The following is a 13,194-nucleotide window of genomic DNA, read 5'->3' on the forward strand; positions in this document are numbered from 1 at the left end:
GCGCCGCCGCCCTTCCCGGCGGCCCGCGGTGCCGTACCATAGGAGGACAAGAATCCGCCGCCGGCAGGCTCCGGCGGCGGCCGGACTGACCAAGGAGAGAACAAAGGCCGCGGGCCGCTACCATGACTGATTCGTCGACGGGCACCAGTATTCCCGGACCACTCACCGATGTTGCTGCCGGCTCGTTCCCGCACACGGTTGCCGGAACGAGGACAGAGATCGTGTCCTTCGATTCGACCGAACAGATGGTGCTCACCCTCGGCACGCATGATGAAGCGCTGCGTTTCATCGAGGCGAGCTATCCCGAAGTCAATTTTCATGTCCGCGGCAACGAGCTCTCCATCACCGGTCCGGACACTGACGTCCCGTTGATCATGCGCCTGCTGGGCGAACTGCGCGGACTGGTGGGCCGAAATGTGGCCGTCACGCCGGCGGTGCTTGAGCGGCTCGTCGTCATGATGAAGGACCAGGCGGTCGAAAGCCCCTCGGACGTGCTGACGCACAACATTCTCTCCAGCCGCGGCCGCACCATCCGGCCCAAGACGGTGAACCAGAAGAGCTACGTGGACGCCATTGACCGCAACACTATTGTGTTCGGCATCGGCCCCGCCGGCACAGGCAAGACCTACCTGGCCATGGCCAAGGCCGTACAGGCGCTGCAGCACAAGGAAGTCAACCGGATCATCCTGACCCGGCCGGCCGTAGAGGCGGGGGAGCGGCTGGGGTTCCTCCCCGGCACGCTCAGCGACAAGATCGACCCGTACCTGCGCCCGCTCTACGACGCCCTGCACGACATGATGGACCCCGAGTCGATCCCGCGGCTGATGGCGGCAGGCACCATCGAGGTGGCGCCGCTGGCCTACATGCGAGGCCGCACCCTCAATGACGCGTTCATCATTCTCGACGAGGCGCAGAACACGACGCCCGAGCAGATGAAAATGTTCCTCACCCGCCTCGGCTTCGGCTCCAAGATGGTCGTTACCGGCGACGTGACGCAGGTGGATCTGCCGTCCGGGGCCAGCTCCGGTCTGCGGGTGGTCGCGGACATCCTCGAGGGCATCGAGGACGTCAACTTCAGCACACTGGACGCGTCCGACGTGGTTCGCCACCGGCTGGTCAGCGACATCGTCACCGCCTACAGCAACTGGGACGACGCCAAGCGCCGGCGCGCACAGCACGCCGGACCGGGCCGCAGCCGCCAGGAGGGCCGCGCATGAGCATCGAGGTCAACAACGAATCCGCACTGCCGGCCAACGAGGAGGAGCTGACGCGCCTCGCCCGGTTCATCATGGACAAGCTCTACCTGCACCCGCAGAGCGAGCTGTCAGTGATCCTGGTCGACGAAGAAGCCATGGAGCGCCTGCACATCGAGTGGATGGACGAGCCAGGCCCCACGGACGTGATGTCCTTTCCGATGGACGAGCTGCGGCCGGGCACGGCGAGCCGCCCCGCGGCCGCCGGGATGCTCGGCGACATCGTGATCTGCCCGCAGGTGGCGGCCGCCCAGGCTAAAGCCGCCGGCCACACGATGGAGGAGGAGATCCTCCTGCTCGAAACCCACGGTCTGCTGCACCTGCTTGGTTACGACCACGCCGAACCGGAGGAGAAGGAAGAGATGTTCGGCCTGCAGCGCGAACTGCTCTCCGGCTTCCTCGGCAGGGATGCCCCGCTGGAGACCATGCAGTGACTTTCCTGGCCCTGATCGGCATGGCGCTGGTCTTCCTGGCCGTGACCGCCGTCCTGACGGCAGCCGAAGCTGCGTTCAGCTACCTGCCCCGGCACGAAGCCGAGACGATGACCTCCGGGCGGCAGCGTCCGGCGCTGAACCACATCCTGCAGGCCCCCGTTCCGCACATCCACGCCCTTCGATTCTGGCGCGTGTGGTTCGAGATGGCCGCGGCGGTCGCCGTTGCCGTGCTGTTCAACAGCCTGCTCGCCAACGTCTGGAGTGCCGGCCTGCTGGCCACCGTGGTGATGGCGGGAATCGGATTTGTGCTCGTGGGAGTCTCGCCCCGCCAGCTCGGGCGCATGCATTCCGCCGGTGTCGTGCGCTGGACCGCGCCGCTGATCCGCTTTCTCTGCTGGGTCCTCGGCCCCATCCCCGGCTGGCTGGTGGCGCTCGGCAGCGCCGTCACTCCCGGTGCGCCGCGGATCGATGGAGCCTTCTTCAGCGAGGAGGAGTTCCGCGAGCTGGTGGACCGGGCGAGCGAGTCCGAGATGATCGAGAACGACGAAGCGGAACTGCTTCAGTCCGTGTTCGACTTCGGCGACACCATGGTGCGCTCGGTGATGGTGCCGCGCACCGACATCGTCAGCATCGACGCGGGCGCCACGCTGGAGGACGCGATGTCCCTCTTCCTCCGGTCCGGCTACTCCCGGATGCCCGTCCTGGGGGAAAACGCCGACCAGATTCTTGGCGTCATCTACCTCAAGGACGTCGTCGCCACCTTGCATTCGCTTGCCGAGGGCGCGGAGGCCCCGCCGGTCGACGCGATTGCCCGGGAAGCGCGCTATGTTCCCGAGTCGAAGCTGGTCAGCGAGCTGCTGCGTGAACTGCAGCGCGAGTCGACCCACCTGGCAATCGTCATCGACGAATACGGCGGGACGGCCGGGCTGGTGACACTCGAAGATCTCATCGAGGAGCTCGTTGGCGAGATCGTCGATGAATACGACTCTGAGAAGCCGGAAGTCGTGCAGCTCGACAACGACGTGTACCGCGTCAGCTCCAGGCTCAGCGTGGAGGACCTCGGGGAGCTCTTCGGTATCGAGCTCGAGGACGACGAAGTGGACACCGTGGGCGGTCTGCTGGCGAAGACCCTCGGCCGGGTTCCGATTGTCGGAAGCGAGGTAGAGGTCGCCGGCATCGGCCTCCGCGCGGAACGGCTGGAGGGCCGCCGCAACCGGGTCAGCCAGATCATCGCCAGCAGGGCGCCCCAACAGGACACGGACCTGATGGATCTGATGTCCGAGGCCGGCCGGCGGGACGAGCAGGACGCCGCCGAGTCGCCGGCAGGGAACAACAACTCGAACCATAACGGGCACCACAACGGGCACCGGGAACGACGAACAGCAGGGAGAAGCCGATGAGCAGCACACCACAGGACGGTCCGGCAGCGGACTACCGGGCAGGCTTCGCGGTCCTCGTCGGGCGCCCCAACGCGGGCAAGTCGACCCTCACGAACGCGCTGGTCGGCCAGAAGGTCGCCATCACCTCGGCGAAGCCGCAGACCACGCGGCACACCATCCGCGGCATCGTCCACCGGGAGGACGCGCAGCTCATCCTCGTCGACACCCCCGGACTGCACCGGCCCCGCACCCTGCTCGGACAGCGGCTGAACGACCTCGTGGCGGACACGCTCTCCGAGGTGGACGCAATCGGTTTCTGCCTGCCCGCGAATGAAAAGATCGGCCCCGGCGACAGGTTCATCGCCGCCCAGCTCGCCGCCGTCGGCCGCAAGCCGATCATCGCCCTCGTCACCAAGACCGACCTGGTGGACCGCGCAAGGCTGGCCGAACAGCTGCTCGCGGTGACCGAACTGGGCCGGGAGGTCCTTGGCGAGGACGGTTTCACCGACATCGTGCCGGTGTCCGCCGCCGACGGCTACCAGGTGGACACGGTGGCGGACGTGCTGATCAAGCAGATGCCGCTGTCGCCGCCCCTTTACCCTGACGGCGAACTGACCGACGAGCCCGAGGCCGTGATGGTGGCCGAGCTGGTACGCGAAGCAGCCTTGGAGGGCGTGCGGGACGAACTGCCGCACTCACTGGCCGTCGTCGTGGAGGAAATCATCCCCCGGGAAGGCCGGTCGGAGGACAACCAGCTGCTGGACGTCCGGGTGAATTTGTACGTCGAGCGCCCGTCGCAGAAGGCCATCATCATCGGCAAGGGCGGCTCCCGGCTGCGCGAGGTCGGCAGCAACGCGCGCCGCGGGATCGAGGCCCTCCTGGGCACCCGGATCTACCTGGACCTGCACGTCAAGGTGGCCAAGGACTGGCAGCGTGATCCGAAGCAGCTCGTGCGGCTGGGCTTCTGACAGCCGACCGCACTGGCGCGTCCGCCTGGCTGTTCCGGGAAGATTCCCAGATTCGGCCCGTAGAATGGCTTGATCGCTTTACTGTTCGAGAAAAGGGTTGAATTTTGAGCCGACGTCGTTCTGCTCGCGGCGGCAATGCCGCACAGGGCAATATCGATGCCGGCGCACCGCACCCGGCTGGTGAGAGCACCACCGCCGGGCGCCACATGCGTGCGCCCAAGCGACTGCCGCGCTGGTTCAAGATCGCGGCCGCCGCGGTCGCTGCTGTCCTCGTGGGCGTCATCGCTTTCGCTGCCATCCAGGTGGGGCGGCTGCAGGGCAACATTGTCTCCGCCCCGCTGAACCTCAACCCTGACGCGCCGAGCGCCGCCCCCGTGGACGAGAACCACGACCCGCTGCAGATCCTCATCCTCGGCACGGACACGCGCGCCGGGAAGAACGGCGCCTACGGCAGCGCGGCGGACTCGACCGGCTCGGGCAACTCGGACGTGATGATGCTGATGAACCTTTCGGCGGACCGCAAGCGTGTGACGGTCGTCAGTTTCCCCCGTGACCTGATGGTTCCCATCCCGGCCTGCAAAAACCCCGCGACAGGCAAGACCTCGGCACCCCAGGCCGTCGGCCAGCTCAACAGCGCCCTTTCTTTCGGCGGCCCGGGCTGCACGGTTGCCGCTATCAACAAGATGACGGGCCTGCAGGTGGACCACTTCATGATGGCCGACTTCAACGCCGTCAAGGAACTGACCAGCACCCTCGGAGGCGTCGACGTCTGTGTGAACCAGGCGATCGACGACCCGCTTTCCGGGCTCAAGCTTCCGGCCGGTGTCAGTTCCATCCAGGGCGAACAGGCACTGTCCTTCCTGCGTACCCGACACGGCTTCGGCAATGGCGGCGACGAGGGGCGGATCAAGGCCCAGCAAAGCTTCCTCGCGTCGATGACCCGCAAGATCAAGTCCAACGGCACCCTGACCGACGTCGGCAAGGTCCTGGCGATTGCCGACACCGTGACCAAGAACCTCACCGTCGACGAGGGGCTGAACAACGTGCCGGCCCTCGTTTCCATGGCGAACCGGCTCAAGGACGTCGACCTCTCCAAGGTGGCTTTTATCACCGCCCCGGTCGAGCCCTGGGACCAGGACCCGAACCGGCTGCAGCTGCAGCCTGACGCGTCCGCGAAGCTGTTCGCGACGCTGCGGGCCGACGGCGATGTGACCGCCAGCGCCAAGCCGGCGCCGTCGGCTGCCGCGTCGAAGCCTGCCGCCTCTTCCGGGGCGGCCCCGGCCAGTGCCGCGCCCGCCGCGCCGAGCACCCCCGCCGCTCCGGCAGCTCCGGCGTTCGACAAGGCGGCTGTGCCGTTCAGCTTCGTGAACGCTTCCGGCACGGCAGGCCGGGACACTGCGCTGAGCAAGGTCGCGGTCAGCAACGGGTACACCCAGGCGCAGGCGGTGCCCAACGACGGTCCCGCCACGATCTCCGGCACCCAGCTGTTCTACGGGCCCGGCTACCAGGAGATCGCCCAGGAAACCGCGAAGCTCTACGGGATCCCCGCAGCCCAGATTTCCCCGCTGGCCGGATTCTCCGGCCTGGAGCTGCGGATCGGACAGGACTTCGCCTCCGGCGTGAAGCTGAACGAAGGGGGCGGGCTCCCTTCCGGGCTCAACGGCCAGACGGCCGAGCAGGTGACCTGCCAGTCCGGGTTCGGCAACTACTGACGCAGCGGACGGCGGACGTCCGCCTCCCGCACCTTGCGCGAAAGGCCAGTTACGGCGGCTTCGACTCAGGCGAAGCCGCCGTAACTGGCCTTTCGCGCTGCCTGGCAGCTACCAGATGCGCACCCGGTCCGCCGGGTCGAGCCACAGGCCGTCCCGGTCCGTGACGCCGAACGCCTCGTGGAACTCGCTCATGTTCTTCACGATCGCGTTGGTGCGGAACTCGTTGGGGGAGTGCGGATCCACGGCGAGGCGGCGGATGGCTTCCTCCTGCCGGATCTTCTGCCGCCAGCCCTGGGCCCAGGAGAAGAAGAAGCGCTGGAAGCCTGTCAGGCCGTCCAGCGTTTCGGGCTCCTTGCCGTCAAGGCTGATCACGTAGGCGCGATGGGCGATCGTCAGACCGCCGAGGTCGCCGATGTTCTCGCCCAGGGTGAGGGCGCCGTTGACATGGTGCCCGGGTGCGATCGCGGGGGAGAGCGCGTTGTACTGCTCGACCAGCTTCGCGGTGAGCGCCTCGAACGCCTTACGGTCCTCGTCCGTCCACCAGTTCCGCAGCGCGCCGTCGCCGTCGAACTGCGAGCCCTGGTCGTCGAAGCCGTGCCCGATCTCGTGCCCAATCACGGCACCGATGCCGCCGTAGTTCACCGCGTCGTCGGCCTCCGCGTCGAAGAACGGCGGCTGCAGGATCGCGGCCGGGAAGACGATCTCGTTCAGCAGCGGGTGGTAGTAGGCGTTGACGGTCTGCGGGGTCATGAACCATTCGTCACGGTCCACCGGCTCGCCGATCTTGTCGAGCTGGCGGTTGAGCTCGAACACGTGGGACCGTTCGACATTGCCGAGCAAGTCCGAACGGTCCACCTGGAGCGTCGAGTAGTCGATCCACTTGACCGGGTAGCCGATCTTGGGCCGGAACTTTTCCAGCTTCTCAAGCGCCTTGGCAATGGTCTCGGCACTCATCCAGGTCAGCGAACTGATGCTCTCGCGGTAGGCCTCGATCAGGTTGCCCACGAGCGCCTCCATCCGGGCCTTGTGCGACGGCGGGAAATGCTTCTCCACATACAACTGGCCCACCGCTTCGCCGAGGGCCCCTTCGACCAGGCTGACACCGCGCTTCCAGCGTTCCCTGTTCGACGGCGTGCCGCTGAGCGTGGTGCCGTAGAACGCGAAGTTCCCTGCCACATACGCGGCGGGCAGGTACGGCGCGGCGGAGCGGATCAGCCGGAATGCCAGCCAGGACCGCCAGGTGGCCAGGTCCTCGGACTCGAGCAGGGTGGCGGCACCGGAGAAGAAATCCGGGGTGCCGATGACCAGCTCGGTGCGCTTGTCCTCCGGGATCCCCACTCCTTCGAACCACCGGGGCAGCTGGGGCATCAGGGCGGCGGCAGCGGCGGCGTCCTTGAGGTTGTAGGTCTTCTGCGGGTCCCGCAGCGTGACGTTGTCCCAGTGGTGCTTGGCGAGGGCCGTTTCCAGGCCCATCACGGCCTCAGCGGACTCCGCCGCTCCGGGGAGACCGGCCAAGGACAGCATCCTGGTGATGTGCTCGACGTAGGCCGTGCGGATGGAGGCGAACTTCTCCTCGCGGTAGTACGACTCGTCGGGCAGGCCCAGGCCCCCCTGGTAGAGGTAGAGCAGGGAGCGGGTCGGGTCGCCGGCGTCGCTGTTGACCGAATAGTCGATCAGGCCGGAGACGCCGGAGCGGTCGAACTCCCCGAGCAGGCTGATGAACGCCTCCCGGTCGGCGACCGCGGCCACCCGGGCCAGGCGCTCCTGCAGCGGAGCGTCGCCGCGCCGTTCAATGGCCTCTTCGTCCATGAAGCTGGCGTACAGGTCGCCGATCTTGGCGCGCAGGCCGCCGTCGTCGCCCTCGTGGCCGGCCGCATCCTCAATGATGCTGCGCACCGCCAGCTCGGCGCCGTCACGCAGTTCGGTGAAGGACCCCTCCAGCGGCCGGTCGTCGGGAATCACCGCCGACCGCAGCCATGTGCCATTGACATGGGCGTAGAGATCGTCCTGCGGCCGGACCTCGGGGTCGATGTTGGCCAGGATAATTCCGGAACGGGTCACTGGAGCTCCTCACTGTGCTGCGGTTCACTTTCATCCTACGTGCCGTGCTAAGTTGGGAATGTGCGCAATGGAATGCTCCTTCTTAGCTGCCGCGGCGGGGCCACACACACGAATCTGTGACAGGCCGAACCCTCGCTGCGGAGTTTGGTATGCCCGGTCTACCGAGTCCTAAGAACCTCTGAGCAAAGGCCATCTCATGCGAAACGCACAAAAGCCCTCCGGAATGCCGTTCCAGCGTTACACCCCTTTCCAGGACCAGATCACGGTCCAGCTGCCGGACCGCACGTGGCCGGACAAAGTCATCACCAAGGCTCCGCGCTGGTGCGCAGTGGACCTGCGCGACGGCAACCAGGCCCTGATCGACCCGATGAGCCCGGCCCGCAAGTTGAAGATGTTCAAGCTGCTGGTCGGCATGGGGTACAAGGAGATCGAGGTCGGCTTCCCGTCGGCCTCGCAGACGGACTTCGACTTCGTCCGCCAGCTGATCGAGGGCGGGCACATCCCCGACGACGTCACCATCCAGGTGCTGACCCAGGCCCGTGAGCACCTGATCGAGCGCACCTACGAGTCGCTGGTCGGCGCCAAGCAGGCGATCGTGCACCTCTACAACTCGACGTCGGTGCTGCAGCGCCGCGTGGTGTTCAACCAGGACGAGGACGGTATCCTGGACATCGCCCTGCAGGGTGCCCGGCTGTGCAAGAAGTACGAAGAGACGCTGGCGGACACGCACATCACCTACGAGTACTCGCCGGAGTCCTTCACCGGCACCGAGCCCGAGTACGCCGTGCGTGTCTGCAACGCCATCGCGGATGTGTTCGAGGCCTCCGCGGACAGCCAGGTGATCATCAACCTGCCCGCCACCGTCGAGATGGCCACGCCCAATGTCTACGCGGATTCCATCGAGTGGATGAGCCGGAACCTGCATCCGCGTGAGGGCATCATCCTCTCGCTGCACCCGCACAACGACCGCGGCACGGGCGTCGCGGCCGCCGAGCTGGGCTACCTCGCCGGCGCCGACCGGATCGAGGGTTGTCTCTTCGGCAACGGCGAACGCACCGGAAACGTGGATCTGGTGACCCTCGGCCTGAACCTGTTCAGCCAGGGCATTGACCCGATGATCGACTTCTCGAACATCGACGAGGTGCGCCGCACGGTCGAGTACTGCAACCAGCTGCCGGTGCCGGAGCGCTCCCCGTACGGCGGCGACCTGGTCTTCACCGCCTTTTCCGGCTCGCACCAGGACGCGATCAAGAAGGGCTTCGAGGCGCTGGAGAAGGACGCGGCGGCTGCCGGTGTACCCGTGGACGAGTTCACCTGGGCCGTTCCGTACCTGCCGGTGGACCCCAAGGACCTGGGCCGCAGCTACGAGGCAGTCATCCGGGTCAACTCGCAGTCCGGCAAGGGCGGCGTGGCCTACCTGCTGAAGAACGAGCACAGCCTGGACCTGCCGCGCCGGGCGCAGATCGAATTTTCCGGTGTCATCCAGCGCCGCACCGACACGGTGGGCGGCGAGGTCAGCGGCAAGCAGCTCTGGGAGATCTTCAGCGACGAGTACCTGCCCAGCACCTCGGGGGACGCGGACCGCAAGTGGGGCCGCTATTCGATCGGCACGCTGAACACGGAAACCGACGACGACGGGAACATGACTCTGCACGCGACCATGATGGTCGACGGCGCGCAGCAGCGGCGCACGGGAACAGGCAACGGCCCGATCGCGGCACTGCTGGACATCCTGCACCAGGACGGGGTGGACGTGCGGGTGCTGGACTACAGCGAGCACGCCCTGTCCGAGGGCGGCAACGCGCGCGCTGCGGCCTACGTCGAGGCAGCCGTGGGCGAGCGGGTGCTCTGGGGCGTGGGCATCGATGCGAACACGTCGATGTCCTCGCTCAAGGCGGTCATCTCAGCAGTGAACCGGGCCATCCGCGACCACAACATCTAGGCCCCTCGGGGCCGGCCGAACGGCCAGCTGTGGCGGCCTCGCGTGACGCGAGGCCGCCACAGCTGGCCGTTCGCGCGTTCAGGCCGGGCGGTGGGAGAATGAAGGGTGTCCAAAAGCTCCTTCGCCTCGCGCACCTACCGCGACGACGCCGTCGTCCTGCGCACGCACAAGCTGGGCGAAGCGGACCGCATCATCACGTTGCTGACCCGCCGGCATGGTCAGGTCCGCGCCGTCGCCAAGGGGGTGCGGCGCACGAGCAGCAAGTTCGGCGCCCGGCTGGAGCCGTTCATGGTGGCCGACCTGCAGCTCGTGTCCGGCCGCACGCTGGACATCGTGACGCAGGCGGTCTCGATCGGCTCGTACGGCGAGGGCATCGTGGCCGACTACACCAGGTACACGGTCGCCGCCGCGATGACGGAAACCGCCGAACGCCTCACGGACGTCGACGGCGAGTCCGCCACCGCCCAGTTCCTGCTCCTCGTCGGCGCCCTCGCCTCGCTCAGCCGGGGGGACCACGCCCCGGAACTCATCCTGGACTCGTACCTGCTGCGGGCGCTGGCCACCGGCGGCTGGGCCCCGAGTTTCACCGACTGCGCCCGCTGCGGCGCCCCGGGGCCGCACGGGGCGTTTTCGGCCCCGCTCGGCGGCGCCGTCTGCCATGACTGCCGCCCGCCGGGCTCCCCGGCCCCGGCCCGCGAGACGATGCTGCTGCTCGCCGCACTGCTGTCGGGCAACTGGCAGGTCGCCGACAGCTCGGACCCGCAGCACCGCAAAGAGTCGGCGGGGCTTGTGGCAAGCTATCTCCAGTGGCACCTCGAGCGTGCCGTCCGGTCCCTCAAGCACGTGGAGCGAGTCTAATAGTGGCCTTTTCGCGCCGTCGCCCGTCCGTCGTCCGCCCCTATCCGCACCCGTCCGGCGCCGTGCCGCCCGAGCTGCCGGCGGCCTTGGTGCCCCGCCACGTGGCCATCGTGATGGATGGCAACGGCCGGTGGGCCAACCAGCGCGGGCTGCCGCGGATCGAGGGGCACAAGGCGGGGGAGCCTGCGCTGCTGGACGTTGTGGCCGGGGCCATCGAGCTGGGCGTCGAGTACATCACCGTCTACGCGTTCTCGACCGAGAACTGGAAGCGGTCGCCCGAAGAGGTGCGCTTCCTGATGGGTTTCAACAAGGACGTCCTGCGCCGCCAGCGGGACACGCTGGACAGCTGGGGCGTGCGGATCCGGTGGTCGGGCCGGCGGCCGCGCTTGTGGCAGTCGGTGATCAAGGAACTCGAAGTTGCCGAGGAGCAGACCCGCGGCAACAGCACCTGCACCCTGACGATGTGCGTGAACTACGGGGGGCGCGCCGAGATCACCGACGCCGTGACCGCCATCGCCGAAGAGGTGGCCGCCGGCCGGCTCCGGCCGGGGGCCATCAGCGAAAAGACCATCCAGAAGCACCTCGACGAACCGGACCTGCCCGACGTCGACCTGTTCCTGCGCACCTCCGGGGAACAGCGGCTCTCCAACTTCATGCTGTGGCAGTCCGCCTACGCCGAGTTCGTCTTCCTCGACACGCTCTGGCCGGACGTGGACCGGCGCACCCTGTGGGACGCCGTCGACACGTTCGCCCGGCGCGACCGGCGCTACGGGGGCGCCGTGGACGCGGCGGCCCCGGCCCCGGCTGCCGGAAGCTAGACGCCGCCGGGCCGCCGCTACCGGACCGCTGCTACCGGACCTCCGCTCAGCCGGCGACGTCTGCGGCGGCTGCCTGCCCCGCCAGCCGCCCGGAAAAGAGGCAGCCCCCGAGGAACGTCCCCTCCAGCGAACGGTAGCCGTGCATGCCCCCGCCGCCGAAGCCGGCGGCTTCTCCTGCCGCGTACAGCCCGGGCACCACGCCACCGTCGGCATCGAGGGCCTGGCCGGACAGGTTGGTCCCGATCCCGCCCAGGCTCTTGCGCGTGAGCACTGAAAGCCTGACCGCTGCCAGCGGTCCGTGCCGCGGATCCAGCAGGCGGTGCGGGGGCACGACGCGCATCAGGCGGTCGCCGGCAAACCGCCGTGCCGCGCGCACCGCGTTGAGTTGGAAGTCCTTCCCGAGTCCGGACTCGACCTGCCGGTCCCGCGCCTCGATCACCCGTGCCAGCGACACGGGATCGATGAGGTCCTCGCCGGCCAGCGCGTTCATCTTGCGGGCCAGGCCGGACGGGCGCGGGTCCTGCAGGAAGTCAATGCCCTCGTCAAGGAACCGCTGCACCGGCCCGGTCGAGCCCGGGAGCACGCGCCGGGCGAGCAGCGGCAGGTCCTTTCCTGTGAGGTCGGGGTTCTGCTCCGAGCCGGAGAGGGCGAACTCCTTGTCGAGGATCGTGCGGTTGAGCAGGAACCAGGAATGCGGGTAGCCGGTGGCGGCGATGTGGTTCAGCGCGCCCAGGGAATCCGCACCCGGGACCAGGGGTACGGGCAGTCGCCGCCCGAGGGCGTCAAGCCATAAAGGAGAGGGCCCGGAGAGGATCCGGATCCCGTGCCGCGGCCACACCGGGTCGACGTTGTGCACGCCCTCCGGGTAATGCCACATCCTGTCCGTGTTGGCCAGCCGGGCGCCCGCACGTTCGGCCGCGGAGAGAAAGTTTCCGTCGACGGAGGCCGGCACCCCGCTGAGCAGGTAGTCCGGCGCCGCACCCCCGGGCCAGAGGTCCCGCACCGTGTCGTGGTTGCCGCCGATCCCGCCGGTGGTGACGACGACGGCGCCTGCCTCGGCGGTGAAACTGCCGACCGGGATGCGCGACGACGGTTCGCCCCGCCGGCTCGCCGACGGCTCCAGCACATCGCCGGCGACCCCGCTGACCCGCCCGCCGGTGCGGACGAGCTCCCGGCCGCAGTGGCGGTACCGGACCTTCACCCGGCCGCGGTCCACTCCCTCCTGCACCTTGGCCAGGAAGGGCTGCACCAGTGCGGGCCCGGTGCCCCAGGTCACGTGGAAGCGCGGCACCGAGTTGCCGTGGCCGAGGGCGTCATACCCGCCCCGTTCAGCCCACTGCACGAGCGGAAACCAGCTGACGCCGAGGGACTTCAGCCACGCGCGCTTCTCCCCGGCGGCGAAGGCGACATACGCCTCTGCCCACCGCCGCGGCCAGTGGTCTTCGGGCCGGTCGAAGCCGGCGGAGCCCATCCAGTCGGCGAGGGCCAGTTCGGCCGAATCACGGACGCCAAGGCGGCGCTGTTCCGGCGAGTCCACGAGGAACAGGCCCCCGAAGGACCAGTGCGCCTGGCCCCCTGCGGAGGCCTCGGGCTCCTGGTCGAGCAGCAGCACCGTCCGGCCCGCAGCATAGGCATGCGCGGCCGCCACCAGGCCCGCCAGCCCGGCACCGACGACGATGACGTCGGCCTGGAGCGCCTCTGCCCCGGCTTGCTCTGAGTTGGCCATGGCCTCATGCTAGCCCGTCACCGGTTTGGTGTTGGGAACGCCC

General features: G+C 68.2%; 10 protein-coding genes. 8 read left to right on the forward strand and 2 right to left on the reverse strand.

Annotated features, from left to right (window positions below):
* Positions 1-122: 122 nt before the first annotated feature.
* The 5 genes from KIH31_RS03800 to KIH31_RS03820 all read left to right on the forward strand — a co-directional run bounded on the left by KIH31_RS03800 (position 123) and on the right by KIH31_RS03820 (position 5,746).
* A complete protein-coding gene (locus KIH31_RS03800) occupies positions 123-1,217 on the forward strand; it encodes a PhoH family protein (RefSeq protein ID WP_214425765.1) in 1,095 nt (364 codons plus the stop codon).
* Positions 1,214-1,687 carry an rRNA maturation RNase YbeY gene (ybeY, locus tag KIH31_RS03805; protein ID WP_214425766.1) on the forward strand — a complete coding sequence of 158 codons (474 nt, stop codon included), beginning with the start codon at positions 1,214-1,216 and terminating at the stop codon, positions 1,685-1,687. The genes KIH31_RS03800 and ybeY overlap by 4 nt, the downstream gene beginning before the upstream one ends.
* Positions 1,684-3,087: a hemolysin family protein gene (locus KIH31_RS03810; protein ID WP_214425767.1), complete on the forward strand. Its 1,404-nt coding sequence runs from the start codon at positions 1,684-1,686 to the stop codon at positions 3,085-3,087. The genes ybeY and KIH31_RS03810 overlap by 4 nt, the downstream gene beginning before the upstream one ends.
* Entirely contained in the window at positions 3,084-4,034 is a 951-nt protein-coding gene (gene era / locus KIH31_RS03815; RefSeq protein ID WP_214425768.1) for a GTPase Era, read from the forward strand. The genes KIH31_RS03810 and era overlap by 4 nt, the downstream gene beginning before the upstream one ends.
* A gap of 104 nt (positions 4,035-4,138) precedes the next feature.
* Positions 4,139-5,746: an LCP family protein gene (locus KIH31_RS03820; RefSeq protein ID WP_250545476.1), complete on the forward strand. Its 1,608-nt coding sequence runs from the start codon at positions 4,139-4,141 to the stop codon at positions 5,744-5,746.
* A gap of 108 nt (positions 5,747-5,854) precedes the next feature.
* Here KIH31_RS03820 and KIH31_RS03825 read toward each other — a convergent pair whose 3' ends face one another.
* A complete protein-coding gene (locus tag KIH31_RS03825) occupies positions 5,855-7,807 on the reverse strand; it encodes a M13-type metalloendopeptidase (protein WP_214425769.1) in 1,953 nt (650 codons plus the stop codon).
* A 196-nt stretch (positions 7,808-8,003) separates the two neighbouring features.
* Here KIH31_RS03825 and leuA point away from each other — a divergent pair, with 196 nt between their 5' ends.
* From leuA to KIH31_RS03840, 3 genes are all read left to right on the forward strand, one after another.
* Entirely contained in the window at positions 8,004-9,749 is a 1,746-nt protein-coding gene (gene leuA / locus KIH31_RS03830; protein ID WP_214425770.1) for a 2-isopropylmalate synthase, read from the forward strand.
* Between the two features lie 105 nt (positions 9,750-9,854).
* Positions 9,855-10,607: a DNA repair protein RecO gene (gene recO, locus KIH31_RS03835; RefSeq protein WP_214425771.1), complete on the forward strand. Its 753-nt coding sequence runs from the start codon at positions 9,855-9,857 to the stop codon at positions 10,605-10,607.
* Positions 10,608-10,609: 2 nt separating this feature from the next.
* Complete coding sequence (locus KIH31_RS03840; protein ID WP_307857534.1) at positions 10,610-11,425, forward strand: isoprenyl transferase; 816 nt, start codon at positions 10,610-10,612, stop codon at positions 11,423-11,425.
* A gap of 46 nt (positions 11,426-11,471) precedes the next feature.
* Here the strand turns inward: KIH31_RS03840 and KIH31_RS03845 are convergent, their stop codons facing one another.
* Positions 11,472-13,151: an FAD-binding dehydrogenase gene (locus KIH31_RS03845; RefSeq protein ID WP_214425772.1), complete on the reverse strand. Its 1,680-nt coding sequence runs from the start codon at positions 13,149-13,151 to the stop codon at positions 11,472-11,474.
* Positions 13,152-13,194 lie beyond the last annotated feature (43 nt).

The sequence above is a fragment of the Paenarthrobacter sp. DKR-5 genome, from assembly GCF_018531425.1.
Lineage (GTDB): Bacteria > Actinomycetota > Actinomycetes > Actinomycetales > Micrococcaceae > DKR-5.